Genomic DNA, 25,836 nt, shown 5'->3' with positions numbered 1-25,836 from the left:
TCAGGGTCACGCCCCGAGCAGTTGCCGGTAGGGCAGCCACGGCTCGATGCGCTGGTGCGGCGGCACGGTCAAGGAGCCGTGATGGTCGCCGGGGCCGATGTGGCCGGCCGACAGCAGGGCGTCCCGGGTGGGAAGGGGCAGCGCGGCGAGGACGCGGTGCTTCAGCGTGGTGAGGTCGAACAGCGCGTCGCACGGGGCCGGCCTCGCTTCCGGGGTGCCGGAGGGGGACAGGTTCGCGGGGACCACGACGCTTGAGACCAGCCGCCAGTAGTCACCGAAGTGCGTGGCCGGGTCCGGCAGCATCCCGCCGGCGAGACCGATCCGGATACTTTCCAGCCAGCAGTCGTAATAACGCCGGCGGGCGGGAAGGTGCTTCTCGCACCAGGCGGCCCTGCTCAGCGGCCCCGGCAGCTCCGCCTTCCCCGACAGCACCGCGAGCGCCCACCCCGCGACCGCCTCGAAATAGGGGCACGCGGTGCCGAACGCGTCGGTGGCGATCGGGGTGTTGATCACCATGAGGGTCGGGTCGTCGCGGTGGAAGAAGTGCTCGTACAGATCCTCCTGGCGGAACCCGTCGACGAACCCGTAGTCCGGCGCCTCGTAGCCGAGGCACAGGATCACGGTGTCGTACCGGCCGGTGCCGCCGTCCTCGAACACCGCGACGCCGCCCTCGCCGAGCCGCGACAGCGCCGCACGGGGGCGCACGTCCCCGCGGTGCACGGCCGGGACGATCCGGTCGTTGACGTGCACCGCGTTGTGGAAACCGTCCTCGGGCAGCAGGCCGCTCGCCCGGTACATCCGCATGTACTCCGGCATCAGCCCGGACAGGAACACCAGCCACTGCGTGAAGGGCAGCTCCTCCAGCGCGACCCGGCCGATGTAGGAGAACAGCATGTCATTGGGGATGCCCCCGCAGTCGCGCGGCAGGAACAGGGCCCGGCCGCGCACCGCCCAGTCGACGGACGCCGCCTCCCCGGCGAGCTCGGCGGCGATGTCCGCGCCGCTGACCCCGCCGCCCGCCACCAGCACCCGCCGGCCGCGCAGGTCCGAGGGGCGCCGGTAGTCCTTGGCGGTCATCAGGCGGAACCCGCGGGCCTCGGACGGCACCGGCGCGCCGGGCAGGCCCTTCGGCCGCCACAGCTCGCCGTTGGCGACCATCACCGCGTCGAACCGCTCGGTGGCCTCCCGGCCGCCGTGGCGCGCCGTGACGTGCCACTGGTCGCCGGGCCGGTGCACCCGGACCACGTCGTGCCCGAACCGGACGGCCGGGAGCACGCCGAACCGCTCGGCGTAGGCCCGCAGGTAGGCGTGCATCCGGGCCACACTGGGGAACTCGTCCTCCCCCGGCTCGGCGCCGGGGAAGGGGAAGTCGGAGTACGGCAGGCATTCGCGCGAGGTCTGCGTGCGCACGCCCTCGTAGGCGCCGAGTGACGCCGGGTTCCAGATGCCGCCGACGTCGTCGTGCCGTTCGTAGAGCACGACGTCGTGGCCGTACTCCATTGCCTGCTTGGCGCTGGTGAGGCCGGCCGGCCCCGCGCCGATCACCGCGATGCGCATGATGGCCGCCTAGGGCTAGATGAACGGGTCGTAGTCGTCGATGAGCTCCACCGGCCCGGGACGGCCCGGCAGCGCGGCGATCTCGACGTTGGCCTTGTGCCGGGCGCAGTGGAACTTGCAGTCGTGCCGGGGGTCCACCACGGTGGTGTCGGCCCGCGCCCACAGGTCGGCGAACGTCGTCTCGTCGTCCAGGTCGCCGAGCTTGGCCTTGGGGTTGCCCCGGTGGTAGGGGCACACGAAGACGCCGTTGGGGGTCACGGTGGTGCGCAGCTCGGCGATGTGGCAGGTCGAGTAGTCCTTCGGCTGCTCGGGGTCGTCGCCCTGCCGCACCGTCTCCCAGTTGGAGGAGCCGAGCAGGTGGAAGTTCTCGTCCTCCAGCTCGCGCAGCCGGGTCACCTGGCCCTCCACCAGCGCGATGTCGCCGGGGGACTGGTTGACGGTGAAGTGGTCGTCGTCGAGCATCGCCTTGAGCTCGAAGTAGTCGCAGCCGATGTCCTTGGCGAGTTTCCCGGCCTCGTACACCTCGTGGTAGTTGGTGTCGGTGACCCGCCCCTCGGCGTCGAAGCGCTGCATCAGCAGGAACGAGTAGCCGAGGGCGCCGCGCTTGCGGGCGGCGAGGTCGCGCATGTTCTGCACGATCAGCGGGAACACACTGCTCTTGCGGCGGCTCGGGCGGAACTTGTCGTAGGTCGGCACGGTGGCGGCGTCGATGGACACCCGCACCCAGGAGGCCATCTCCGAGAGCTGGTCGAGGTAGCGGCCGATCAGGGTGCCGTTGGTGACCAGTCCGATCTGGATGCCCGCGTCGTACAGCACCTCGATGATGGTGCCGATGGCGCGGTGCATCAGCGGCTCGCCGCCGCCGATGAGGATGACGGCCTTGACGGGGGACCCGGCCAGCTCGTGGGCGAGCCGCACGATGCGGTCCTTGGAGAACTGGCCCTTGTGCAGCACGCCGGAGCTGATGCACTCGGGGCAGGCGAGGTCGCACAGCGTCGTCGGGTCCAGGTCCACCACCAGCGGGGACGGCAGGCGCAGGCCGTGCGCCACGTCCGCCACGCCGGGGAACACCGAACGCTGGTACAGCTTGCCGGCGAGGTCCAGGTTGCGGTCGATCCTCGGGGTGCCGAGGCGGGTGAGCGTCATGACGCACGCGCCTGAAGGGGTGCCGCCTGTGTGGCGGAGAAGCGGTCCAGCCGCCCGATGACCTCGCCGGCCTTCCAGCTCAGCGGCGGGATGTGCGCGTTGACCAGCTCGCCGTCCTGGCGCAGCGCGGACGCCGGGGGGTGGCGCAGGTGCAGCAGGGTGTCGTCGTGGCTGTCGTAGGCGTTGGCGAAGTCGAAGCGGTAGTTGAAGTCGATGTCCTCGCCGCCCCAGCCCTCGTAGCGCTCGTCCATGCCGCCGATGCGGTGGAAGGCGCTGGTGCGCACCCACAGGCAGGCGCCGGGGCCGCGGCGCAGCGTGAAACCGCGCAGCCGGTCGAGGTCGGGCTCGCCGGCGCCGTCGCGCAGCCGCTCGCGGATCGCGCGGGAGGTGGACACGGTGTCCAGGCACAACATGTTGCGGTAGGTCAGGAATCCCATGACACCCGGCTTGCCGAAACGCTCGGCGTTGCGCTCGACGAACCAGCGGTCGGCCAGCACGTCGGCGTCCAGGAGGCAGATCACCTCGGGCCGCCCGGGGCTGTTCACCACGCCCGCGTTCACCGCCCACGACTTGTTGAAGGTGTCGGCCTTGGGGGCGAACAGGTAGGTGTCGCAGTACTGCTCGATCACCTCGCGCCAGCGGGGCTCGGAGTCGGACTCCACGACGGTCACCCGGTAGCACGCGCGGGGGTAGGACTGGTCGCGCAGCGACAGCAGGCAGGAGATCAGGTTGCGCAGCCGCATGCCGCCGGTGTCGCGGTCGCGGAACGGCACGACGATCAGCACCTCGGGGTCGGCGCCGGGAGGCAGGCCCTCGCCGGCGGGCAGGGAGCGCAGCTCCTCCAGACCCACCGGGCCGAGCTCGGGCTCGCGCACGTAGCGTGCGCCCAGGTGGTGGCCGAGGCGGTTGTTGCACTCGGCCTCCCACGCCAGGTCGAACAGCGCCTCCAGGGCGGGGCCCTGTGCGGCGGGCGCGCACAGCGCCGCGCGCAGGGCGGAGTACTTGGCGGGGCAGGCCGGGTCGGCGATCAGGCTCTCGCCGAGGGCACGGATGCGGGTGTCCTCCATCCGCCCGATCGCCTCGATCACGGCGCCGGTCCAGGGGCGGGCGCACTCCCAGTAGTACAGGCCCGAGTGCGGGGCGTCGGAGTCTGCGGCCACCACCAGGGAGTCCGCGACGGCGGTGGCCAGCACGTCGGGATCGGCAGGCTTCAGCGTGGGCATCGGACTTGCTCCTTCCGTACGCCGGGTCCTGTGCGGCCCCCGGCGGAGTTCGGTCACGGGAGTGTCTGACGCCGGGGGACGCCGTGGTCACGACGCTATTGGGACGTCCCCGGCCAGGTCAGCGGCCCGCGCTACTCCATCGCGGCGCGGGTTTTACTCAATTCACTCGATCCCGGCGAAGCCGGTGATCATGCCCGCGGCCACCGTGCTGTTGGTGGCGTCGTCGATGAGGATGACGCCGCCGGTGAGGCGGTTGCGGGTGTAGGGGTCGCAGAACAGCGGACGGGTGACACGCAGGCCGATCCGGCCGATCTCGTTGCGGTGCAGCCTGGTGGCGTCCGGGTCGCGGTGCAGGGTGTCGATGTCCAGCCGGTAGCGCAGGTCACCGACCAGCGCCTTGGCCGTGCGGGTGGTGTGCTTGACGGTCAGCGTGGTCCGCGGCGCCATCGGGCGGTCGCCCATCCAGCAGACCATCAGGTCCAGGTCCTGGGTGACCGTGGGGACGTTGCGCGGGCGGCACAGCATGTCGCCGCGCGAGATGTCCAGGTCGTCGGCGAGCCGCAGCGACACCGACATCGGGGCGAACGCCTCGTCCACCGGCCCGCCGGGCGCGTCGACCGCCGTGACCCGCGTGGTCAGGCCGGACGGCAGGTGCATGACCTCGTCGCCGGGCCGCACGGTGCCGCCCGCGATCTGGCCGGCGTAGCCCCGGCCCTCGCCCGCCCTGATCACGTACTGCACCGGGAAGCGCAGGTCGACCAGGTTGCGGTCGGAGGCGATGTGCGCGGTCTCCAGCAGGTGGAGCAGCGACCCGCCCTCGTGCCAGCCCATGTCCGCGGACCGGGTGACGACGTTGTCGCCGTTCAGCGCGGAGATCGGCACGAACGTCAGGTCCTGGACGGTCAGCTTGGCGGCGAACGCGGTGAACTCCTGCTTGATGCGCTCGAACACCTCCCTGCTGTAACCGACCAGGTCCATCTTGTTGACGCACACCACGATGTGCGGCACCCCGAGCAGGCTGAGCAGCAGGGCGTGCCTGCGGCTCTGCTCCAGCACCCCCTTGGTGGCGTCCACCAGCACGATGGCGAGGTCGGCGGTGGACGCCCCGGTCACCATGTTGCGGGTGTACTGCAGGTGACCGGGGGTGTCGGCGATGATGAACTTGCGCTGGGGCGTGGCGAAGTAGCGGTAGGCGACGTCGATGGTGATGCCCTGCTCGCGTTCGGCGCGCAGGCCGTCGGTGAGCAGCGCCAGGTCCACCCGGTCGCCGCCCCTGGAGACGCTGGCGCGCTCCACGGCGTCGAGCTGGTCCTCGAAGATCGATTTGGAGTCGTACAGCAGGCGGCCGACGAGCGTGCTCTTGCCGTCGTCGACCGAGCCCGCCGTCGCGAAGCGGAGAATGTCCATGGTCATAGCCGGCTCGATTCGGTGGTCAGAAGTAGCCTTCGCGCTTGCGGTCCTCCATGGCCGCCTCGCTGGCCCGGTCGTCGGCGCGGGTGGCGCCGCGTTCGGTGGTCCGCGCGGCCGCGACCTCCCGGACGATCGCCTCGACGTCGGCGGCGGAGGAGGCCACCGCGCCGGTGCAGGTCATGTCGCCCACGGTGCGGAACCGCACCGTGGTCTCGTGGACCGGCTCGTCGTCCGCGCGGGTGACGAAGGGGTTGTCCGCGATCAGCATGCCGTCGCGCTCGAACACCCTGCGGGTGTGGGCGAAGTAGATCGAGGGGATCTCCAGGCCCTCCCGGGCGATGTACTGCCACACGTCCAGCTCGGTCCAGTTGGACAGCGGGAACGCGCGGATGTGCTCGCCGGGCCGGATGCGGGTGTTGAACAGATTCCACAGCTCGGGCCGCTGGTTCTTGGGGTCCCACTGGCCGAACTCGTCGCGGAACGACAACACGCGTTCCTTGGCGCGGGCCTTGTCCTCGTCCCTGCGGGCGCCGCCGAACACCGCGTCGAAGCGGTGCTCGGCGATGGTGTCGAGCAGTGCCGTGGTCTGCAGCCGGTTGCGGCTCGGCCACCGGCCGGTGGGCTCGGCCACCCGGCCGGAGTCGATGGCCGCCTGCACCGACCCCACGACCAGGCGCATGCCGAGCTCGGCCACGCGCCGGTCGCGGAAGTCCAGCACCTCGGGGAAGTTGTGCCCGGTGTCCACGTGGACGGCGGGGAACGGGATGGGCGCGGGCGCGAACGCCTTCTCGGCCAGGCTCAGCAGCACGATGGAGTCCTTGCCGCCGGAGAACAGCAGCCCGGGGCGTTCGAACTCCGACGCGACCTCGCGGAACACGTGGATCGCCTCGGACTCCAGCGCGTCGAGCTGCGCCAGCCGGTAGTCGATCGTCCTGGTCATCCGAACCCCCGCGTGTTCCCGCCGTCCACGACCATGACCGTGCCGGTGACGAACCGCGCCTGCTCGCTCGCGAGGAACGCGGCGATGGCGCCGAAGTCCGACGGCGCGCCGACCTCGCCGAGCGGGATCTCCGCGGTGACCTCCTTGAGGGCCGCGTCGATGTCGCCGGCGCCGCGCGCCTCCAGGTACCCCTCGAAGGCGGGGGTGCGGTGGCAGCCGGGTGCCAGCACGTTGACCGTGACGCCGGACGCGCCGGCCGCGTGCACCAGGCCCTTGGCGAAGCCGAGCAGCCCGAGCCGGGCCGTGGCCGACAGAGCGGTGCCCGGCAGGGGCTGGCGCACCGCCTCCGAGGTGATCATCATGATCCGGCCCCAGCCGCCCTCCACCAGGTAGGGGAGGGCGGTCAGCGCGATGGTGATGTGCGGCAGCATCGTGGCGTCCACCGCGGTGCGGTAGTCGCCGGGGGTGAAGGCGTCGGCCCTGCCGTGCGGCACGCCGGCGGCGTTGGTGACGACCACGTGGAGGCCGCCGAGCGTGGCGGCGGTGTCGCGCACCCAGGCGGTGGTGGCCTCCTCGTCGCACACGTCGAGCACGGTGCTCATCACCCGCCCGGGCCCGGCGGCGTCCACGGCGGCGTGCGCCGCGGCCAGCCGTCCGGGGTCGCGCGCGGCGATGGACACGTGGGCCCCCTCGGCGGCCAGGGCCAGGGCCGTGCCCAGCCCCAGCCCGCTGCTGGCCGCGGACACCAGGGCCACGCGTCCGGTCAGTCCGAGGTCCATGTCAAGCTCTCCCTCCCGGTCCGGGCGCGCGACGGCGCCGGGGCCAGCGGATAGCGGTATCGGGCCAGCAGCGGCAGCGCCACCGCGGTCGCGGTCGCGGCGTGCCGGGCCGGCAGGTCGGTGCGCCAGCGCTCCTCGGACCGGATCCGCGTGGCGCCGCGGGCCAGCCGGTCGGGGTTGCCGGTCACGGTGTGGTTGACGCCGAGCGTCACCGTGCCGGTGGAGTCGACCGGCGGGGTGTCGTCCAGCCCGGCGAACGCGAGGACCTCCCCCAGCACCCCGGCGGGGTCGGCGGAGAAGTCCTCGTGCCGGATGCGCAGGTACCGGTCCGGCGCGGCGGCGCCCACCAGCTCGGAGGCCAGGTTGAACCCGAGCCAGTACCCGGTGCTGCGCGCCGGGCTCATGATCTCTATGTACTGCTTGACGCTCAGGTGGGACAGCGCCACGGCGCGCGGGTCGCGCACCATGTGCAGCACCCGCACGTCGAGGTCGCGGCGCCCGATCAGGGCTGCCGCCTCCGCGGGGTACTTGGAGCCGTCCACGACGAGCCGCTCGCCGCCGCCCGCGGCGAGGGCCCGGTAGAGGTCCGCCGTGCGGTCCATGACCTCGGCCGCCGCGGGCGGCGCGGGCCGGCCGGCCCGGCTCTCGGCGAGCCGGGCCCTGGTGTGCCGGGTGCGCAGGTGGGCGTGCTGCGCCGCCACCATGCGCTCGGCCACCGACACCGCGTCGCCCGCGTCACCCATGGCGCCGGCCGCGGGGAGGCCGGTCACCGAGGACCACAGAGGGCATTCGCGCACCTGCGTGCCGCAGCCGCACACCGAGTTGGTGCCCGACCGCAGCATGCCGTTGCGCCACAGATAGTGCAGTTCACCGGCGTGCACCACGCCGGGCAGCTCGTTCAGCACGTTGCCGAGCAAGGTGGTCCCGCTGCGCAGCCAGCCGGTGATGTAGAGGACCTTCGTTCTTTCCGTCATGTGGTGCACCTCCCGGTGAGGGTCGGGGCGGTCAGCGGGACAGCAGCAGGAAGTGCTGCGGCAGGTGCACGGCGAGCCCCATGCGCGAGTGCGCCCGCACCATGTCCTCACCGTTCGGCCCGGCCTTGCGCCGCAGCGTGATGGAGGACACGTTCGGGTCGAGCAGGGTGACCGCGGCCCGGAAGTCGCCGAGCAGCGCCTTGCCGTGCGGCATCATCCGGGTGCGTGCCACCTTGACGCCCACCGAGTTGAGCTTGGCGAGCGTGCCGTCGCGCAGAAGCTGCCAGTACAGCGCGGGGTGGGCGACGATCCCGTCGCAGGAACCGCCGGTGTCCTCCACGCGCGCTGCGCCCATGGTCAGCGCCTCGCTCACGTCGTCGCCGAACGGGCCGGTGCGCAGACCGGTCAGCGACAGCAGGCCCTCGATCCTTCCGTCGGCGGTGCCGTGCAGCAGCGACTCGTTCTCCACGACGCCCATGCGGACGAGGACGCGGAAATCGATGAACGCCGCGAGCAGGGCCGGCTCGTCGAGCAGGCCGTCGGGCACCGCGACGTCGACGTAGAGGTCGGTCAGTTCCGCGGAGCGGACGCTGGAGCCGAACGCCGACTCGGGGGTGCTGTCGTACGTGTTGCCGGGTGTGTCGCGGCCGCCGGTGATGGCCTCGTGCACGTAGGCGGTGTCCCGGTCCGACACGCTCGCCACCTTCAGCAGGTGGCGCACCGTGTAACGGGGCCGGGTGGTGAACAGCGGGAACGCCGAGGGCAGGTACCCCTGGATGGGGACGGTGACGTCGTCGGTCCCGCGGTCGCGGGACACGGCCCAGGCGAACTCCTCACCGGGAGTGCGCCGGGTCAGGGCCGGGTCCGACAACGTCTGGCGGGTCACCTCGACGACGTTCGGTTGTACGGCAGTGGTCATAGTCATCCCCCAAACGAGATGGTCGGCGCCGGGCTCACCGTCCCGCCGCCGCGAGGACGGCGGGGACGGTGAGCCCGAGCGCGGTCAGGATGTCGTCATGGCCGCCGCCCTCCGACGGCCATGAGGGCCCGGCGTTGACCGCGCGGACCTCGTGCGTCGGCAGAAGCAGCGCCAGGGCCGAGGCGACGCCGCCGGCCTCCCGGTGCTCCTCCACCACCACCAGCCGGCGCGCGGAGGCGGCCAGTTCACCGGCCACCAGCGCGAGGCTCTCGTCGTCCACCCAGCACAGGTGGGCGTGGGCCAGCCCGGGGTCCTGCTCGGCCGCACGCCCGCAGAGCTGCGCGGGCTTCTCGCCGACCGACACCAGGCAGGTCGTGATGCCGTCGCCGGGCGGGGTCACCCACCCGATCTCGCCGTGACCGGCGGGGGCGAACGGCGGGTCGTAGGTCTCGTTCCTGGCCAGCCGCACGTAGCACGGCCGGTCGGCGGCGGCCGCCGCCCTGATCACCTCCCTCGTCTCCGCCTCGCCGCACGGGACGGCGACCCGCACGCCGGGAAGGCTGCGGGCCACCGCCAGGTCCTCGAGGCTGTGGTGTGTGGGCCCGAACCAGCCGCCGGAGACGCCGCCGTACGGGCAGACCAGTACGACGGGCGCGCCCATGTAGCCGAGCCCGAGCTTGACGCTCTCGGCCGCCCGCCACGTTCCGAACGCGGCGAACGTGCTGAGGAACGGGCGCAGCCCCGCCGAGGCGAGACCCACCGCGATGTCGACGGCCGCGCCCTCGGCGATGCCGAGGTTGAGGAAACGGCCGGGGTGCCGGTCGGCGAAGGGGTGCTTGGGGCCGCCCAGGTCGGCCTCCAGGCAGATGATGCGCTCGTCGCCCTCCGCCAGGGCGGCCAGTTCGTCCTTGTAGGCTTCGCGTCCGGACGTCATCAGGCGATCGCCGCCTTCCACTGCCGGGCACGCGCCGGGGGGATCTTCACGTAGTGCGAGGACGCCTTGCCCTCGGCGGCCGGCACGCCCTTGGCCTTGACCGTGGTGGCGAGCACCGCGCGCGGCCGCTCGCCGGGGGTGATCGCGGTCATCAGCTTCTCGATGTCGTGCCCGTCGGTCTCGATCACCTCGAACCCGAACGCGGCGAACCGCGCGGGCAGGTCGGGAAGGGCCGAGATGTCGGACACGTAGCCGTCGTTCTGGCCGCCGTTGACGTCCACCACGATGGTGAAGCCGGTGATGCGCTTGGCCTGGACGACCTGCAGGGTCTCCCAGATCAGGCCCTCCTGCAGCTCGCCGTCGCCGACGACGGCGATGGCGCCGCCGGCCTCGCCGAGCAGGCGCCGCGACAGCGCCCAGCCGGCCGCGTACGCGGCGCCGTGCCCGAGGCTGCCGGTGGCGAACCGCACACCGGGCACCTTCTGGCTCGGGTGGCCGGTGTAGGGCTCACCGGGCAGGCCGTACCGCGGGGCCGGGTCCTCCTCGATCAGGCCGAACTGGTGCAGCACCGCGTACAGCCCCGCGGCGGCGTGCCCCTTGCTGAGCACCACCTCGGTGCCGGGCCTGGCGGCCGCCACCGTGTAGGCGGCCACCAGGATGTCCAGCACCGACAGGCTGCCGCCGAGGTGGCACCCCACGGCGCCGGCGGCCATGTCGACCACCGAGCGCCGGGCGCGCCGCGCCCGCTCGTTCGCCAGGTCGATCTCGTTCACGTCCGCTCGCCTCCCGTCGTCACGCCGGCGGCCACGGCGGGGGAGCCGTCGGCCAGCCAGCGGCGTACCGCGTCGTCGAGCACGGTCCTGGCCAGCCGGTACTCCCGGGCGTCCAGGCGCTCGTGCGGGGTGTGGTCGAGCGAGGAGTCGCCCGGCCCGTAGGCCACCATCGGCACGTCGTGCCAGGTGGTGGCGAGGGTGTTCATGTCGCTGCTGCCCTTCTTGGCGAGCAGTCGCGGGGCGCCGCCGGTCGCGGCGCGCAGGGCCCGGGTGAACGACCGCACCAGCGGGCTGGTGCGCGGCGTCGCCACCGCGGGGGTGCGCAGCAGGGTCTCGGCGTTCACCCGCGCCGGTACGGCCCGGGTGATCGCGTCGCTGACCTCGGCCGGCGTGATCGACGGCGGCACCCGCACGTCGACCACGGCCTCGGCCCATTGCACGCCGTCGCGGCTGCCCGCGTGGATGCTGAGCACCGCGAACAGCGTGTCGGCGCCGAGCCGCGCCACCTCGGCCTCGGCCGACGCGACCGCGTCGGCCATCGTGCCTGCCGCGGTGCGCGAGTCCTTGGCCGCGGTGTGCGCCGTCGGCTGCGTCAGGGTGAGCTTCGTCTTGCACACCCCGTGGTAGCCGACGGTCAGCGCCGCGGCGCCGCTCGGTTCACCGGTGATCACCGCGTCCGCGGCGTAGTGGTCGCGCGCGTGGTGGGCGCCGACCGCCGAGCGTTCCTCCTCGACGGTGCCGATCACCCGCACGGCGGCGCCTTCGGGCACGTCCAGCCCGGCGAGCGTCTCGAGGAACACCGCGAGGCTGCCCTTGGCGTCGACGCAGCCGCGCCCGGTGATGGCCTCGCCCTCCCAGCGGACCGGCCAGCGGTGCGGCACGGTGTCCATGTGGCCGATCATCAGCAGCCGCCGCGGGCCGTCGCCCTTGGTGGCGACCAGGTTGCCCGCCTGGTCGATCCAGGCGTCGACGCCGCGCCCGGCGCACCACCGCACCAGGTACTCGGCCAGGTCCCGCTCGTCGCCCGACACCGAGCCGAGCTCCACCATGCGGGCCAGCAGCCCGAGGTCGGGCGCGGGGGCCGGGGCCCGCCAGAAGCGGGTGCCCGAGCCGGTGTCCAGCGTGTGCGGGCCGGTGATCACGACGTCGGGCGTGCCGGCCAGGGCCAGCTCGGCCGCGCGGACCTTCTGCTTCATGCGCCCGCCGGCGTAGCCCATGGCCTCGCCGAGGGCGGCGTCGCGCAGCGTGCTCGCGGGGTCGGCGGGGTCGGTGAGCAGCCCCGCCGTGCCGGTGACCAGGCGCAGGTGGTCGGCGTCCAGGGCGATCGCCACCTCGGCGGCGAGCACGTCGGCGTCCACGTTGAGCGCCGCCCCGCCGTCGCTCGCGGCGACCGGCGGGGACACGCACACGACGTCGAACACCTCGAGCAGCTCGGCCAGCCGGGCGGCGTCGACCTGCCGCACGGTGCCCGCGCGATGGTCGCGCACGAACCGCTGCCTGCCGTCCTCGAAGGCGCGCAGCGGGCCGTTGGGGGTGGCGGTGACCAGCCCGCAGCCGCGGCCCGTGGCTGCGGCCCCGATGGTGGTGAACACCGACAGGCCGCGCTTGGTCAGCTCGTCCCTGATCCGGGGGAGGGTGATCTGCTCGTAGGCCTCCACGATGGAGGGGATCTCGTCCGGCGGGCAGTAGCGCACCTCGTCGCCGCCGCGCAGTGTCAGGGTGCGCACCGGCCGGCCGATGAGCGCGTAGTGCAGCTTGATGTCGGCCGCGCCGCCGGTGACCACCAGCACGCGGGCACCGCGGGAGCGCAGCTCGGCGACCTCGTCGTACACGCGCTCGTGCCGCAGGGTCGCGCTGCCGAGCTTGACCACGTGCAGGGCGCGGTGCGGGTTGACCGCCTTCAGCTCGTCAGGGACGTAGGTCACGGCCATGCTCCCACCTCCGCCAGGCCGAGGGCCTCGTCGAAGCCGAAGACGATGTTCATCGCCTGCACGGCCTGACCGGCGCCGCCCTTGAGCAGGTTGTCGAGGGCGGCCACGGCGACGCAGCGGCCGCCCTCCACCGACGCCCCGACCTCCGCGGTGTTGGACCCGGCGACGGTCTTGAGCATGGGCAGCGCCATCGGCGACCTGCCGTTCGCGACCCTGACGAAACGCGCGTCCGCGTACGCCTTGGCGTACGCCTTGCGCACCTCGGTGGCCCCGGCGTCCGCCTTGAGCCAGGTGTAGGCCGAGGCGAACACCCCGCGCACGATCGGCAGGCTGTACGCGGAGAACTGCAGGTCGGGGGTGGTGCCGGTGAACTCGCCGATGGCCTGGCGGATCTCCGGCGCGTGCCGGTGGCCGTGCAGCTTGTGCGCGCGGACGTTGCCGTCACGCAGCGCCGGGTGCTCGGCCCCGCCGTTGCCGCCGCCGCTCGAGCCGGTCTTGGCGTCCACGACGACACGTGGCTCCACCAGGCCGGCGGCGAACAGCGGGTACAGGGCGTATATGGCGGCCGATGCCATGCAGCCGGGCAGGTTGACCACCGGCTCCGTCGGCTTCGGGCAGAACTCCGGCACGTAGTAGGGGATGGGCTGGCGCCAGCCGGCGGCCGACTCCGGGTAGTACTCGGCGATCTCCGCCGGGTCGTGCAGCCGGAAGTCGCCGCCGACGTTGAGCACCAGGTCGGCCTCGGCGCTGACGTCGTCAAGCACCTTGGGCAGCACCCCGCCCGGCAGGCAGCTGAACGCCACGTCCACCTTGGTCAGCTCGTCCAGGGAGCGCAGCCTGCGCCCCGCGACCGGGGAGTTGCGCAGCCCGGACACGATCTGCCCGAGGGGACGGCCGGCGTGCTGCTGCGAGGAGAAGAACACCGGCTCGGCCTCGGGATGGGCGGCCAGCAGGCGGATCAGCTCGGCGCCGATGAAGCCGCTGGCACCGAGCACCGCGACCTTGACCTTGCCGCCGTCGCTCATGCCGCCCTCCCCTCCGGCGCGAGACGGATGCGGCCGCGGCCGTCCAGCACCGAGCGCACGTACGCGGCCAGGTGGCCGGGCACGTCCACGCCGTGCACCGCCACCGAGCGGGTGAACTCGGGGTTGGTGTTGACCTCCAGCACGTACATCTCGCCGGTGCCGGCGTCCTCGGCCAGGTCGATGCCGTAGAAGCCGGGGCCGAAGGCCTCGACCACGCGCTCGCACAGGTCGACGGAGCGCGGCTCCAGCGGGGTGGGCTCCACCTTGCCGCCGAGGCGGGTGTTGGTCCGCAGGTCCTCGCTCACCTGGCGGTAGGAGACCAGCGGCCGGTCGCCGACGACGACCACGCGCAGGTTGTAGCCGGGCTTCGGCAGGTACTGCTGCACGATGACCGGGTAGTTGCGCTCGGCCGGGTCCAGGGACTCGCGGCCCCCGACCCAGGCGGCGAACTCGGCCTCGTCGCGGATGTGCACGATGCCGCGGCCCCACGAACCGCTGACGGGCTTGATGACCGCGTCGCCGCCGAGCGTGTCGATGTGCTCGCGCACCTGGTCGGCGCTGAACGCGATCAGGGTCTCGGGGTGGGTGATGCCGTGCCGGGCGAACCGCAGGGCCTGCAGGTCCTTGGACAGGCACAGCCGCACCGCGTGCGGGTTGTTGAGGGTGGGGACGCCCGCCTGCTCGAACCGGTCGCTCATCGCGGCCAGTTCCCGGTGCGAGACGTTGCGCAGCAGCACCAGGCGCGGGGCGAGCGAGGCGTCGTTGAGGAAGGAAGCCGTGTGGCGCGGGGTCACCGACCGCGCGGTGACACCCACCGCGCGGAGCGCCGTCAGGAGCAGCCGCTCCTCGGGGCGCATGATGGTGACCGAGACCAGCACGTCGGCCGGGCTCTCACTCACCCCAGTCCTCCTCGATCTCGGGGGCCAGGTCCAGGCGGACCGGCGCCACGTCGAGCACCTCGTGCTCCTGGCCGCAGCCGCGGCAGGCCAGGATGTCGCCGAGCTCGAGCTCGGCGGGCACGGAGATGTCGGTCTCGCACTGGAGGCAGGCGGGGGACAAAGTGGCGTTTGCCATGGGGAACAACTCCTTGGCGTGCTGGCGGAAATGGCGTTACTGACTTTTCGGATCAGTTGGATTGCTTCGGTACGGTCAGGCGCTGCGGGGGAGCGAGAACGCGTCCGACTCCGCGCGCTCGAAATCGATGATCATCATGTCCCGGACGGCGACGGTGGAGTCCGTCGGGGTGATCGGGGTGACCTCGTGCTCCATGGTCCGGTCATCGAGCACGAGAGTCTCCATGGGGCGTTCGAGCGTGTGCTCGAGCGCCGGCCGGCCGCTGCCCTTGCGGTACACGCGGCTGCGGCCGCCCGTACAGCGCTCCCGGCCGATCAGGTGCATGATCACGTAGTCGTGGCCGTCGTTGTGCCGGCCCTCCGGCGCCGGCGCGGAGGTGTCCGTGCCGGTGGCCGTGATGCGGATCAGGTGCACGGTGATCAGCCAGGCGCTTCCCTCGCCCTCGATGCGCCTGATCAGGCCGAGGTCGTGCTCCAGCGCGGCACGGAAGCAGGGATTGTCATAGGCCGCGTCGGTCAGCGGGGCGAACGTTCGCTTCTGCCCCCCGTAGACCGAGTTGACCTCGCTGCTCTGGTAGAAGACGCCGTGAGCCATGCGCTCCATGTCCAGGCCCGATCCGGCCGGTGCCAGCAACTGGCCGAGGCGGCGGCGGCGCGTGGTGCCGTGCTCACGCCGCACGTACTGGTCCGGTGGAAGGTCCTCCCAGAGCTTGGCGAACTCACTCCATTCGCTGTCGGCCGGGGCCGGCAGGCGTCCATGGCTCCAGCCCTTCTCCACGACTTCCGCGGGCCATGGGGCGGTTTTCTTCGTAATACGCATCGAGCCGCTTTCTCGTGAAGGTGGTTGATATCCCTGTGACGTGACTCCGTTCCGATCGGAGGGCGAAAGCCCTGTCGAAATAAAAGATATGCACGGATTTATGGGGATGTAATGCCCGGCATTGCTCTGTTGGCCTGCGCCGTCTACTCAAGGGCGGCTGCCCGCGTACTCAGGGAGCCGGTCTGACGTGCGGTTCCGCACGCACTCCTCGTGATGGCTTAACAGCGGGCACGTGAATAATTCACAATGCCCTGATGATCGGCGCACTGGTGGTTCCGCGCCCGCGGAAACAAAATGAATTCGACCCTGTATATCGAGGACACCGGAGTGCTCAGATGACGGTCGAGGCCTTCAGGACGCGGCCCCGCGACGGCCGCCCGGCCGCCGCGCGACGCCCCGCGCCCACCCCGCCCCCGGACCATCTGACCGAAGGCTCGTGGCCCCCGCCCGACGCCCCAGAAGACGGACGACCCCCCGCACACGCCGCGCCCTCCGCTCCGCCGGAGCCCTCGTGGTCCCCGTCTGCCGTGCCGGACGCATCCGGAGAGGGTGATTGGTCCTCACGTGCCGGGTCCTCCGCCCCGCCTGCGGGCCGTGTGCCGGAGGGCTCGTCCCCGCGGGCCGCGCCGGGTGCCCTCCGAGGGGCGGCCGGGTCGCTCTCACAGGCCCCGTCCGCCGGCGGTCTCGCCGCCGATGCCCGGCCACCGCATACCCGGCCGGGGGGCGAGGGGGGATCGTCGCTGTTCGTCCCGCGCTCCTGGACGGCGCTCACCGAGCTCGGCCGGGTGTTCGTCGGCCGGCGGGCCGAGCTGGACCGCATCGCGGCGGCCGTCGCGCACCCCGACCTCGCGGGGGCCGCGCTCGTCGGCGAGAGCGGGGCCGGCAAGAGCCGTCTGCTCACCGAGGTGATCCGCGCCGCGCCCGCGAGCACGTTCGTCATCCGCGCCTGCGCCATCCGCGCCACCGCCGAGGTGCCGTTCGGGGCGTTCGCGCAGTACCTCCCGCCGCCGCTCATGGACACCGCGTTCAGCGGCAACGTGCTGCGCATGGCGGCCGACGCGCTGATCGGGCAGGCCGGCGGGCGCGACCTGCTGATCGTCATCGACGACGCCCACCTGCTGGACGAGGCGTCGGTGGCGCTCACCTTCCAGATGGCGCGCCACCGCGAGGCGTTCGTCCTCGCCGCCTACCGTGCGGGCGAGGCCGTGCCGGAGCCGATCGCCGGCCTGTGGAGCGGCGGCCTCGCCGAATGGATCGAGGTGCCCCCGTTCACCCGCGACGAGGTCGCCCGGCTGCTGGAGGGCACGCTCGGCGGCCCCGTCGAAGGGCTGCTGGTGCAGCGCGCCTACGAGACGACCCGCGGCAACGCGTTCCTGCTGCGCGAGCTGATCACCGCGATGCTGGAGACCGGGGCGCTCGCCCCCGGCGAGGGCGTCTGGCGCGGCCCGGAACGCCTGCCGGTGACCGCCCGCCTGGCCGGGCTGGTCGGCAAGCGGCTGGAGGGCCTGCCGCCCGAGTGCCACCGCGTGCTCGAACTCCTCGCCTTCGGCGAACCGCTCGGCACCGGCATCCTGGCCGGCCTGGTCTCCCACGGCGCCGTGGAGACCGTCGAGGCCCGCGGCGTCATCCGGATCGACCACCCGGGCCTGGCCCGCCTCGCCTACCCCTTCTACGGGGAGGTCCTGCGCGCCCGCGCCCCCCGGCTGCGCGCCCACCGCTGCCGCGAGGAACTCGCCGACGCCCTGGAGGCCGCCGACCCGGGCCGCGAGGCCCGCCGCCGCGTGGTCGCCTGGCGCCTGGAGAACGGCGTCCAGCCCTCACCCCGGACGCTGGCCACCGCCGCCAGGGACGCCTGGGCCCACCGCGACCTGCCCATGAGCCGCCGCCTCGCCGCCCACGCGGTCTCCGCCGGCCTGGCCCAGGAGACCGCCGAGCCGTTCGGCTACACCCTCTTCTTCACCGGCCACCCCCACGAGGCCGAGTCCCACCTCTCCCGCCTGACCACCCCCCGCGCGGCGGACCGTGACGGCGGCGACGAGGAGTGGGCGAGGGCCGTCGGGGCACGGGCGTTCAACCTGTACTTCGGCCTCGGCCGCGGCCCCGAGGCCCGCGCCGTGATCCGCACGGCACTGCGCGACGTCCCCGCTCCCCGGCCCACCGCCCCCAGCGAGCCACCCGGCGCCCCCGGCTCCCGGTCGGGGGAACCTGGTGGTTTGCCCGGTGCCGGTTCCCGGTCTGGGGGGCCTGGTGTTTCGCCCGGTGCCGGTGCCCGGTCGGGGGGACCTGGTGGACCACCCGGCGTCGCCGGTGCCCCATCGGGGATACCGGGTGACCTGCCCGGTGTGGACGATTCATGGCTGGGGAGGTCCGGTGGCCTGCTCGGTGTGGACGGCCACCGGCCGGTGTCCGGGCAGGGGGGCGGGGTCGCCTCGTGCGAGGGGCGGGCCGAGATGGAGGCGCTGCGGGCGTTGTTCACCGTCTTCGGCGGGGACTGCGCCGAAGGGCTCCGGCTGGCGGGGGAGGCCGCCGCGGGGGCGGGTCGCGGGTCGCGGGCGCGGGCGGTCGCCGAGACCGTGCGGGCCGTGGCGCTCGCGTTCCTCGGGCGGGGGGAGGACGCTCTCGCGGCGCTGGGCGCGGCGCGGGAACTGAGCCTGCGCTGGGAGGCCGAGCTGCCGTGGATGGAGGTGTTCACCGGGTTCGCCTCGGTGCACGCCTGCCTGCTTGACGGGCGGTTCGCCGAGGCCGAGGCCCGCGCCGCCGACGCCTACGACCGGGCCGTGGCCCGGCGCTGCCAGTTCGCCGTCGCCTGGGCCTGCCTCGGGCGGGCGCTGGCCGCCGGGGCGTGCGGCGACACGCGCGAGCAGGTGAACCGCTGCCGCGAGGGCATCGCCATCACGCGCGACCGCCGCGACCGCGGGCTGCGCGCCGTCCTGCTCGGCCGTCTCGCCCACGCCCTGGCCCTGTCCGGCGACCCGTCCGGCGCCGCCGCGTGCCTGGCCGAGTCCGACCACCTGGCCCAGCGCACCCTGTGGCTCCTGCAGCCCTGGACCGAGCTGGCCCGCGCCTGGGCCGCCGCCGGCCGCCGCTCCCCGCACGCCGCCGTGACCGCCGAGCAGGCCGCCACCCTGGCCCGCGCGTCCGGCGCCACCACCCTGGAGGCCCTGGCGCTCCACGACACCACCCGCATCGCCACCGTCGTCCCCGAGGCGTCCCCCGAGGCCGCGCCACGGGCGCGCCGCCGGCTCGCCGACCTCGCCGCACAGGACGAGGACGGCGTGGTACGGCTGTACGCCGCCCACGCCGACGCCGTGGCGGCCGGCGACGGCGCGGCCCTCGGGGAGTGCTCCGAATGCCTGGAGCACATGGGCAGCCCTCTGCTCGCTGCCGAGGCCGCCGCCGAGGAGGCCGCCCGCCAGCGCGCCTCCGGCGACCTCGCCGCCGCCTGCGCCGCCGCCGCCCGCGCCCTGCGCCTGGCCGAGGGCACCGGCGCCCGCAGCCCCGTACTCGCCGCCCTGGAACGGCCCCACCTGACCCGCAGGGAACTTCAGATCGCCGCCCTGGCCGCCGACGGCATGTCCAGCCGCGAGATCAGCACCCACTTCGTCCTGTCCGTCCGCACCGTGGAGAACCACCTCCAGCGGACCTACCGAAAACTCGGCATCGGCGACCGATCCGAGTTGGCCGCCCTGCGCGGCCTCTTCCTCCAGCCCGAGCACGACGCCCCTGACCAGGGGCTCAGAAGGGAGAAGATATGACATCAGGCCTGAACTCCTCCATCGAATGGATGCTCCGCGCCCGCTGGGGCCAGGTCCCGGCATCCCCCGCCGAAACCGCCCCGCCCAGAGGCGACCGCCGCCGCGGCCTCCTCAAGCGCCTCCGCGACGCCGCCTCCTGACGGAGCATCCGCGTCGAGAGGCTTTCTGACGGAGCGTCCGCGTCGTGGGGGCTCCTGACGGAGCGTCCGCGTCGTGGGGGCTCCTGACGGAGCGTCCGCGTCGTGGGGGCTCCTGACGGAGTCTCTGCGTGGAAAAGGGCTCGTGACGAAGCTCTCTATCGCGGCGGCTCCTGGCCACCAGCGCCCGGAGCCCTCAACAACCGCCCCAGGCGCAGCACTCGCCGGGTCCGGCAACGGGCCGGCGGGTGCGCGTGCCGGACCACACCGGCGGCTCCTGCGGAACCGTCGGCATCGGGCCCGTGTGGGGCGGGTCGGGCACTCGGTCTGAGACACCGGGTCGGGCACTCGGTCTGAGACACCGGGTCGGGCACCCGGTCTGGGAACACGGGCCGGGTGTCCGGCATGTGGAGAGCCTCTCGCTCAGATCGTCGCGGGGGCAGAACCTGGTCCCGCGGCCGGAAGTGCCGGCGTCGCGGGTGCCGTTGACGGGTCGTGTGCGACGGGCGTGGGGTGTTCTCAGTTCTGGTCGTGGAAGCTGTAGCGGCGCAGGCGGGTGCACCAGGGGTGGTAGTCGGCGAGGCTCGCCGGGGCCGAGGTGTTCTTCAACAGGGCCGTGAGGGAGTTCAGCAGGGCCTGGTGGCCCGGATCGCCTGCCAGGGCGGGGTCGTCGTCGACGGCCTGGGCCAGAACGGTCGCGGCGTCCTCGTGCGGGGCGGCGGCGAGCAGGCGTGCGTAGAGGGGGCCGGCTTGTTCGGGCATGCCGACCAGCAGGAGCAGCAGGACCTGGGCCGCGTGGTACGGGGCGGTCAGGAAAACGGGGATGTCGGCGGGGGGGACGGTCACGCGGACGAGGCGGTACAGGTTGACCAGCTTCTTCATCTTGCGCGGGTTGCCGAGCAGCGCGGCCAGCGCGGCGAGGGAGGCCGTCTCCCTGGCCGTCAGGCGCAGGCCCTCGGGCCGCGCGCGGAAGACCTCCTCCGGCAGGGCGGCGGCATCGTCCGGCTGCGCCCCGCCGCGGCCCTCGCCCGAGGGAGGAGCGGGGGCGGTGGCACGCCGCGCCGCCTCCGTGCCCTCGCCCCCGGGGACCTCGGGGACATCGGGGTCCCCGGGGGCCGGGGCGGGGACCGGCGGCCTGCTCCCGACGGCCGGGAGGAGCCTGCGCACGTACGCCGCGGCCTGCTCGCCGGCCGGCGGGGACAGCCGCAGCGGGATCTGGAAGATCTTGTCCAGGTAGTCGGCCGGGGACACCGCGCCCTGCGTCAGCTCGTCCAGGTGCCGCTCCACCGACCGGATCAGCCACTGGGAGTCCACCCCGACGACCACCACGAACAGCGGCAGCGCCATCAGCAGGTGGACGGCGGCGAGCACCTCCACGACCAGCTTGGGGTGGCACCGGTCCAGGTCGTCGATGTACAGCACGATCCGCTCCAGCGGCGGTTCCCCCTGCGCCCCGCCTTCGCGCCACTGCCGCCGCGAGCCTTCCAGCTCCGCCGAGATCCGCGCCAGGTCGTGGTGCACCTGCCCCACCAGCCCCCGGTACGGCCGGTACGTGCCGTCCGCCTCGACCCCGGCGAGGAGGTCCTCCAGCCGCGCGGCCGCGTCCGCCACGACGAGGTCCTCCCGCAGCCGCGCCATCCGCGTCCGCACCTGACGGCGCCGCTCCTCCAGCATGTCCCTGTGCCACCCGGCCAGCCCCAGCCCGCTGCGGTGCCACTCGGCGAGCCGCCTCCACACGACCAGGGCCGGCGCCAGCAGCACCGCCACCACGGGCGTCAGCGCCGCCAGCACCGGCCGCGCCGCCACCCATGCCGCGTACCCCGCGCCGGCCAGCACGGCCCACGCGAGCAGCAGCCGCCAGCTCAGCCGCGCGTCGGACACGATCTGCCGCGCCCCGGTGAACAGGGTGCGGCCCAGCGTGACCGGCGACCCGAGCGCCGCGAACACCCCCGGCGGATCGTCGGAGCGGTCCACCGCGTCCAGCCGTTCAGTCAGCTTCTTGTCCAGCTCCTCGCAGCCGTCCAGCCGCGCCCGCAGCTCCGCCCTGCTCCGTGCCTCCTCCCCGGCGTCCGCGTCGCGCGACTCCCCCGTGCCCTCCCTGAGGCAGGCGAACAGATGCTCCACGATGCCGGGCCAGATGTGGTCGTCGCTGTAGTGCCACGCGTTGAACCACACCTGCCGGACGTTCGACACGAACACGCTGTTTCCCGCGTCCGCCGCCGCCCCCTCGGCCAGCTCCGCGACGTACCTCTTCATCTGCAGCATCGCGCTGGACTTCCCGATCCCCCACTCCCCGACCAGCGCGACCGCGAGCGGCGGGCTGAGGTCCTTCGCCGCGGCCAGCATCGCCAGCGGCATCACCTCGTCCCTCACCCCGAGCAGGTCGTCCTCACTCGGCAGGTCGCTGTCGTACCCCGGCAGCCACCGTGTGGCGGCGCCGGCCAGCACGGCGGGGGAGAGGACGCCGATCTGCCGCCCGTCCTCGACGTTCCACAGCCGGACGTCCTCGCCGCCGCTCGCGAGGGTGACGCCGTCCGGTGCGAACGCCAGCGACCTGACCGGCTCGGTGTGGCCGGTCAGCGTCGCGACCGGCTCGCCGCTGAGGGTGTCCCAGATCCGGACGGCACGGTCGTCGCCGCCACTGGCCAGCAGACGCCGGTCGGGACTGAAGGCCACCGCCCAGACGGCCGAGCCGTAGCCGGTCAGATGCAACTGCGCCGACCCGGTGCGCGCGCCGGACAACACGATGTGCCCGTCCGCCAGACCGGCGGCCAATGTCGTGCCGTCCGGGGAGAACGCGACCGACAACACGGCGACAGGCTGCCGGGGGAGGTCCACGATCTGCGATTCGACGTGGGCGATGCCGTGCAACTTGATCGTCATGTCGTCCCCGCCGCTGGCCAGGAGCGTGTCGTCGGGGCTGAGGGCCACAGACCAGACCGGCCCCTGGTGGCCGGTCAGGGGCAGGAGCCGATGGTGGGTGTCCGCGTCCAGCAGCAGGACTGTGCCGTCGTCCCCGCCGCCGGCCACCACGGCGCCGTCGGCGGAGACGGCGACGGACCAGACGGGTGCCGGGTGGACGGTCGTCTCGCGCGGTTCCCCGCCCGCGTCCCACAGGCGGATCTCTCCGGCATCGGTGGCGACCGCCACCAGTCCGCCGCCGCAGGCGACGTCCGTGATGACTCCCTGATGGCCCGGAAGTTCCGCCGTCACCCGACCGGAGGCGGGGTTCCAGAGCACGGCCGTGGATCCGTGGCCGATGACCAGGTACTCGCCCTCGGGGTCGAAGGCCACCACGGCCGGCGTGGTTCCGTGCGTGTTCTCGGTCATGCTGTTCCGGCTCCGCAGGGGTCGTCGGGCACCGCTTGTGACACTATGTGCCGAGGACCGGTGACGGCAGGTGTTCCTGAAGTGGGCGGCAGGTACCGAGAGAGGCCGTGGTCAGATGAGCGTCAATCCGTTCGCGCTGCGCGGCCGGGACCATCCCGCCGGCCACCTGTCGCCGTTCCCCGGGAAGGGCTCGGAGGAGTCCGGGCTGTACGTCGATGTCGGCGGGGCGTCGGCGCGGTTCGCCAGGTTCACCGAGGAGTTCACCCCGCCGGACGCCGCGGCCGGACGCGGGCGGCTGGTGGTGGTGACCGGCGACTCGGGGTCCGGGAAGACCTCGCTGGTCGACCGGTGCGTCGATTGGCTGGGACGCGCCGCGGCGGAGCGGGGGTGGCAGGCGCCGGCCGTCGATCTGCGTGAGGCGGAAGCCGTGGCGCTCGGCACGGCGGACCGTGTGCGGCTCGTGTTCCGCAGGCTGGTGGCGTCCCTCGCCGAGGAGGGCGCGGTGCCGCGGCGGTGGGTGGAGGAGCTGCGCGTCCACGAGGACGACCCGCCGAGCGGTTACCGTGCGCTCGGCCGCGTGGTGCTGGAGCAGCGCCGGTTCGCCGTGGTGCTGCTGCCGTCCTGCGAGCTGCCGATGGAGTTGCGTGAGTACGCGCGCCTCGCCACGCCGGGGGTGGTGCTGTTCCTGGAGAGTTCCTATCCGGAGGTGGAGCGGGAGGCGGAGTCGCCGCCGTCCGAGGGACGGGTGCTGCACCTGCGGATGGGCAGGCTGGGGGCGGACGACGTCCGGCGTTTCGTGGAGCAGCGGCTTCGCGGCCGGCCGCCGGGAACCGTCCCGGAGATCAGCGACGAGGCGATGGAGGCCGTGGTGCGCACCGCACCCCATCTCGCCACCGTCCGGCAGGTGCAGATGTTGCTGCACGAGATGTTCGACCGGGCGATAGCGGAGTCCCGGACGACCGTCACCTACCGCGACTTCCTGGAGTACTGGAACGCGAAGGACCTCACGCGATGACCCCGGCCGGCGCGTCCCCGCCGCACGGGCGCAACCCGTTCCCGCTCGTCGCCGTCGAGATGTTGTCCCCGCACGCCCCCCTCCGCCTGAGCGTCACCACCCCGGCGTGCGACACCGTGCTGGACAACGCGGACGCGTTCCTGCGCTCCCTCGCGCCGGACGGCCGCGCCTTTCCCGGCGCGGGCAACGTCCTCGCGGTGGTCGGTGAGAACGGCACCGGCAAGACGCACCTGGCGATGGTGCTGTGCCATCGCCTGCTGGAGGGCGGCCCGGCGGTGCGCCCGGTGTGCGTGGACCGGGTGGGGAACTCCTTCCTGGAGGTGTACCGGCAGTTCGCCGGCCAGGTGGACCGCTGGGCGCTGAGCGGGTGTGTGCAGCGTTTCTACGCCGGCGTCGTCGCGGACTCGCTGGCCGGGTCGCCCGCCGCGGCCGACATCGTGGCGGGCCTGCGTGAGGGACGACTCAGCCCGCAGGGCGTGGTGCGCCGCTACGGGCTCATGCGGACCGGCCTGCTTGAGGAGTTGCGCGTGAGGCTGACGGCGGCGACGGGGGACCCCGTGCACGGCACGGCTTTCGCGCTGATCCAACGGCCGGAGTTCACCGATCTGGTGTGGGACTGGCTGCGCGGCGGACCGCCCGCCGCCGCCCTGGTGGACCGGGGCGTGGCGCACGCCGTGGACACCGAGGCCGCCGCGGTGGAGGCGCTGCGGGCCCTCACCATGGTGTTCGCGGCCCAGGAGCGTCCGTTCGCCCTGTTCGTCGACGAGTTCGACGGCCTGCTCGCCGGGCCGCCCGAGTCCGTGCCGGGCAAGGCCCACGCGCTCGGGCGGCTGATGGAGGCCTACATCTCCACCGGTTCGCTGCTGGTGCTGACCGGCAGGCCGGCCGCGTTCCGCCTGCTGCCCGCGCAGGTCGCCGAACGGCTGGGCGCGGTGGTCCGCCCGAGCGCGTTCACCGCGCGGCACGCCGAGGAGTACCTGCGGATGGCGTTCGGCGGCCTCGGGCCGTTCACCGGGCCGGGTGTCGGCCACCTGGTGGAGATGACCGGGGGCAACCCGCGGTGGTTCATCAGGCTGTGCCACCGGGCGTACGAGCGCGCGGTGCGGCGGGACGAGCCGGTGACCCCCGCCATGGTGCAGCACCTGATCGGGGAGGACGGGCCGGCGTCCGGCGGCCCCCCCTTCGACCGGCGGCGGGAGGGCGCCTCCGCGTCGGACGCGCTCGGCGACGTCCGGCGGCAGCAGGCGCTCATCTCGGTGCTCACCGCGCGGGTCGAGGAGCTCGCGGCCCGGGTGGAACGGCTGGAGGGGGGCGGTGACGCCGTGCCCCCGGGGATGGCCAGAGGGCACCGCCGGCCCGGCGGGCCGGGGCCGTGACGGGGGTGACCGGTCAGCCCGGCGCGCCGCGGTAGCGGAGGCCGTCCATGAGCAGGTCGAGCAGGCGGCCGGCCTGGTCGCGTTTGTCGAGGTCGCCGGTGGTGAGGGTGACGCCGCTGAGGCCGACCAGGACGTCGGCGGGGTCGACGTCGGAGCGCATGGTGGCGTCGGCGGCGCCGGCCTGCAGGAGGGCGCCGATGGCGGTGAGCAGGCGGTCGCGGCTCTGGGCGTAGGGGTTGCCGCCGGAGGCGATGACGGCGCGCAGGGCGCCGGCCATGCCGCGTTTGGTCGCCATGTAGTCCACGAAGTGGTCCATCCACGTGCGGGTGGCCTTGTCGGCGGGCAGGGTGCGCAGCAGTTCGGGCACCGAGTCGCACAGCCGGGCCAGCTCGTTGCGGTAGGCGGCCTCGATGAGGGCCTCGCGGGTGGGGAAGTGGCGGTAGAGCGTGCCGATGCCCACACCCGCGTCCTTGGCGATGGCGTCCAGCGTCACCCCCGACCCCTCCTGGGAGAACGCCCGGACGGCGGCGTCCAGGAGCCGATCGCGGTTGCGCCGGGCGTCGGCGCGCAGCGGTCGGGAGCCGGTGGCCGCCATGGGGCCCTCCTTCGGGTCGGGGGAGACGCGACTTGCTAAACGGAGGAAACTCCGTTTAATGTGGAAAGGCATCCGGAGGATCCTCCGCTTAATCTTACCGGTCGCCCTCCGCGTTCGCATGCCG

At 73.4% G+C, this 25,836-nt stretch carries 21 protein-coding genes; 4 read left to right on the top strand and 17 right to left on the bottom strand.

Annotation, left to right across the window (positions count from 1 at the left end; genetic code table 11):
- Positions 1-6 precede the first annotated feature (6 nt).
- The 15 genes from ABGB17_RS26585 to ABGB17_RS26515 all read right to left on the bottom strand — a co-directional run bounded on the left by ABGB17_RS26585 (position 7) and on the right by ABGB17_RS26515 (position 15,504).
- The gene (locus ABGB17_RS26585; protein WP_347634227.1) at positions 7-1,557 is read right to left on the bottom strand and encodes an FAD-dependent oxidoreductase; all 1,551 of its coding nucleotides are present in this window, start codon (positions 1,555-1,557) and stop codon (positions 7-9) included.
- Positions 1,558-1,572: 15 nt separating this feature from the next.
- On the bottom strand, positions 1,573-2,703 hold the full coding sequence (locus tag ABGB17_RS26580) for a radical SAM protein (RefSeq protein WP_347634225.1): 1,131 nt from the start codon (positions 2,701-2,703) through the stop codon (positions 1,573-1,575).
- Entirely contained in the window at positions 2,700-3,926 is a 1,227-nt protein-coding gene (locus ABGB17_RS26575) for a galactosyltransferase-related protein (protein ID WP_347634223.1), read from the bottom strand. The genes ABGB17_RS26580 and ABGB17_RS26575 overlap by 4 nt, the downstream gene beginning before the upstream one ends.
- A 162-nt stretch (positions 3,927-4,088) precedes the next feature.
- Positions 4,089-5,339 (bottom strand): GTP-binding protein, encoded by a 1,251-nt coding sequence (locus tag ABGB17_RS26570; RefSeq protein ID WP_347634221.1) that lies wholly within the window; start codon positions 5,337-5,339, stop codon positions 4,089-4,091.
- A 19-nt stretch (positions 5,340-5,358) separates the two neighbouring features.
- Positions 5,359-6,276: a sulfate adenylyltransferase subunit CysD gene (gene cysD / locus ABGB17_RS26565; protein WP_347634219.1), complete on the bottom strand. Its 918-nt coding sequence runs from the start codon at positions 6,274-6,276 to the stop codon at positions 5,359-5,361.
- On the bottom strand, positions 6,273-7,055 hold the full coding sequence (locus ABGB17_RS26560) for an SDR family oxidoreductase (protein WP_347634217.1): 783 nt from the start codon (positions 7,053-7,055) through the stop codon (positions 6,273-6,275). The genes cysD and ABGB17_RS26560 overlap by 4 nt, the downstream gene beginning before the upstream one ends.
- On the bottom strand, positions 7,040-8,029 hold the full coding sequence (locus ABGB17_RS26555) for a sulfotransferase (RefSeq protein ID WP_347634215.1): 990 nt from the start codon (positions 8,027-8,029) through the stop codon (positions 7,040-7,042). Before ABGB17_RS26555 ends, ABGB17_RS26560 begins: the two co-directional genes overlap by 16 nt.
- Before the next feature lie 31 nt (positions 8,030-8,060).
- The gene (locus ABGB17_RS26550) at positions 8,061-8,954 is read right to left on the bottom strand and encodes a family 3 encapsulin nanocompartment shell protein (RefSeq protein WP_347634213.1); all 894 of its coding nucleotides are present in this window, start codon (positions 8,952-8,954) and stop codon (positions 8,061-8,063) included.
- Between the two features lie 28 nt (positions 8,955-8,982).
- Positions 8,983-9,882 carry a transketolase gene (locus tag ABGB17_RS26545; RefSeq protein ID WP_347634211.1) on the bottom strand — a complete coding sequence of 300 codons (900 nt, stop codon included), beginning with the start codon at positions 9,880-9,882 and terminating at the stop codon, positions 8,983-8,985.
- Entirely contained in the window at positions 9,882-10,655 is a 774-nt protein-coding gene (locus ABGB17_RS26540; protein WP_347634209.1) for a 1-deoxy-D-xylulose-5-phosphate synthase N-terminal domain-containing protein, read from the bottom strand. The genes ABGB17_RS26545 and ABGB17_RS26540 overlap by 1 nt, the downstream gene beginning before the upstream one ends.
- A complete protein-coding gene (locus tag ABGB17_RS26535) occupies positions 10,652-12,586 on the bottom strand; it encodes a M20/M25/M40 family metallo-hydrolase (protein ID WP_347634207.1) in 1,935 nt (644 codons plus the stop codon). Before ABGB17_RS26535 ends, ABGB17_RS26540 begins: the two co-directional genes overlap by 4 nt.
- A complete protein-coding gene (gene argC / locus ABGB17_RS26530) occupies positions 12,577-13,611 on the bottom strand; it encodes an N-acetyl-gamma-glutamyl-phosphate reductase (protein WP_347634205.1) in 1,035 nt (344 codons plus the stop codon). The genes ABGB17_RS26535 and argC overlap by 10 nt, the downstream gene beginning before the upstream one ends.
- Positions 13,608-14,510: a RimK family alpha-L-glutamate ligase gene (locus tag ABGB17_RS26525; RefSeq protein ID WP_347634203.1), complete on the bottom strand. Its 903-nt coding sequence runs from the start codon at positions 14,508-14,510 to the stop codon at positions 13,608-13,610. The genes argC and ABGB17_RS26525 overlap by 4 nt, the downstream gene beginning before the upstream one ends.
- Entirely contained in the window at positions 14,503-14,685 is a 183-nt protein-coding gene (locus ABGB17_RS26520) for a lysine biosynthesis protein LysW (protein ID WP_347634201.1), read from the bottom strand. The genes ABGB17_RS26525 and ABGB17_RS26520 overlap by 8 nt, the downstream gene beginning before the upstream one ends.
- A 75-nt stretch (positions 14,686-14,760) precedes the next feature.
- Positions 14,761-15,504, bottom strand: coding sequence for a 2OG-Fe dioxygenase family protein (locus ABGB17_RS26515; RefSeq protein ID WP_347634199.1), 744 nt, complete (start codon positions 15,502-15,504; stop codon positions 14,761-14,763).
- A 596-nt stretch (positions 15,505-16,100) separates the two neighbouring features.
- Here ABGB17_RS26515 and ABGB17_RS26510 point away from each other — a divergent pair.
- Both ABGB17_RS26510 and ABGB17_RS26505 read left to right on the top strand, forming a co-directional pair.
- Positions 16,101-19,259 (top strand): LuxR C-terminal-related transcriptional regulator, encoded by a 3,159-nt coding sequence (locus tag ABGB17_RS26510; RefSeq protein WP_347634197.1) that lies wholly within the window; start codon positions 16,101-16,103, stop codon positions 19,257-19,259.
- Positions 19,256-19,399, top strand: coding sequence for a hypothetical protein (locus ABGB17_RS26505; protein ID WP_347634195.1), 144 nt, complete (start codon positions 19,256-19,258; stop codon positions 19,397-19,399). Before ABGB17_RS26510 ends, ABGB17_RS26505 begins: the two co-directional genes overlap by 4 nt.
- A gap of 516 nt (positions 19,400-19,915) precedes the next feature.
- Here the strand turns inward: ABGB17_RS26505 and ABGB17_RS26500 are convergent.
- Positions 19,916-22,726 carry a P-loop NTPase fold protein gene (locus ABGB17_RS26500; protein ID WP_347634193.1) on the bottom strand — a complete coding sequence of 937 codons (2,811 nt, stop codon included), beginning with the start codon at positions 22,724-22,726 and terminating at the stop codon, positions 19,916-19,918.
- A gap of 115 nt (positions 22,727-22,841) precedes the next feature.
- On the opposite strand from ABGB17_RS26500, the gene ABGB17_RS26495 reads away from it, so the two are divergent.
- Positions 22,842-23,741 (top strand): ATP-binding protein, encoded by a 900-nt coding sequence (locus ABGB17_RS26495; RefSeq protein WP_347634191.1) that lies wholly within the window; start codon positions 22,842-22,844, stop codon positions 23,739-23,741.
- A complete protein-coding gene (locus ABGB17_RS26490; protein ID WP_347634189.1) occupies positions 23,738-25,117 on the top strand; it encodes a hypothetical protein in 1,380 nt (459 codons plus the stop codon). Before ABGB17_RS26495 ends, ABGB17_RS26490 begins: the two co-directional genes overlap by 4 nt.
- Before the next feature lie 13 nt (positions 25,118-25,130).
- On the opposite strand, the gene ABGB17_RS26485 is transcribed toward ABGB17_RS26490, so the two are convergent.
- Complete coding sequence (locus ABGB17_RS26485; RefSeq protein WP_347634187.1) at positions 25,131-25,712, bottom strand: helix-turn-helix domain-containing protein; 582 nt, start codon at positions 25,710-25,712, stop codon at positions 25,131-25,133.
- Positions 25,713-25,836: the final 124 nt, after the last annotated feature.

Origin of the sequence: Sphaerisporangium sp. B11E5 (assembly GCF_039871875.1) — a bacterium.
Classification (GTDB): Bacteria; Actinomycetota; Actinomycetes; order Streptosporangiales; family Streptosporangiaceae; genus Sphaerisporangium.
This window is presented reverse-complemented; position numbering and strand designations above follow the sequence as displayed.

Coding starts and splice junctions, on each gene's coding strand:
- ABGB17_RS26495 (WP_347634191.1), top strand. CDS start 22,842: ATGAGCGTCAATCCGTTCGCGCTGCGCGGCCGGGACCATCCCGCCGGC.
- argC (WP_347634205.1), bottom strand. CDS start 13,611: ATGAGCGACGGCGGCAAGGTCAAGGTCGCGGTGCTCGGTGCCAGCGGC.
- ABGB17_RS26560 (WP_347634217.1), bottom strand. CDS start 7,055: ATGGACCTCGGACTGACCGGACGCGTGGCCCTGGTGTCCGCGGCCAGC.
- ABGB17_RS26575 (WP_347634223.1), bottom strand. CDS start 3,926: ATGCCCACGCTGAAGCCTGCCGATCCCGACGTGCTGGCCACCGCCGTC.
- ABGB17_RS26505 (WP_347634195.1), top strand. CDS start 19,256: ATGACATCAGGCCTGAACTCCTCCATCGAATGGATGCTCCGCGCCCGC.
- ABGB17_RS26580 (WP_347634225.1), bottom strand. CDS start 2,703: ATGACGCTCACCCGCCTCGGCACCCCGAGGATCGACCGCAACCTGGAC.
- ABGB17_RS26545 (WP_347634211.1), bottom strand. CDS start 9,882: ATGACGTCCGGACGCGAAGCCTACAAGGACGAACTGGCCGCCCTGGCG.
- ABGB17_RS26520 (WP_347634201.1), bottom strand. CDS start 14,685: ATGGCAAACGCCACTTTGTCCCCCGCCTGCCTCCAGTGCGAGACCGAC.
- ABGB17_RS26515 (WP_347634199.1), bottom strand. CDS start 15,504: ATGCGTATTACGAAGAAAACCGCCCCATGGCCCGCGGAAGTCGTGGAG.
- cysD (WP_347634219.1), bottom strand. CDS start 6,276: ATGACCAGGACGATCGACTACCGGCTGGCGCAGCTCGACGCGCTGGAG.
- ABGB17_RS26555 (WP_347634215.1), bottom strand. CDS start 8,029: ATGACGGAAAGAACGAAGGTCCTCTACATCACCGGCTGGCTGCGCAGC.
- ABGB17_RS26550 (WP_347634213.1), bottom strand. CDS start 8,954: ATGACTATGACCACTGCCGTACAACCGAACGTCGTCGAGGTGACCCGC.
- ABGB17_RS26500 (WP_347634193.1), bottom strand. CDS start 22,726: ATGACCGAGAACACGCACGGAACCACGCCGGCCGTGGTGGCCTTCGAC.
- ABGB17_RS26490 (WP_347634189.1), top strand. CDS start 23,738: ATGACCCCGGCCGGCGCGTCCCCGCCGCACGGGCGCAACCCGTTCCCG.
- ABGB17_RS26570 (WP_347634221.1), bottom strand. CDS start 5,339: ATGACCATGGACATTCTCCGCTTCGCGACGGCGGGCTCGGTCGACGAC.
- ABGB17_RS26485 (WP_347634187.1), bottom strand. CDS start 25,712: ATGGCGGCCACCGGCTCCCGACCGCTGCGCGCCGACGCCCGGCGCAAC.
- ABGB17_RS26535 (WP_347634207.1), bottom strand. CDS start 12,586: ATGGCCGTGACCTACGTCCCTGACGAGCTGAAGGCGGTCAACCCGCAC.
- ABGB17_RS26585 (WP_347634227.1), bottom strand. CDS start 1,557: ATGCGCATCGCGGTGATCGGCGCGGGGCCGGCCGGCCTCACCAGCGCC.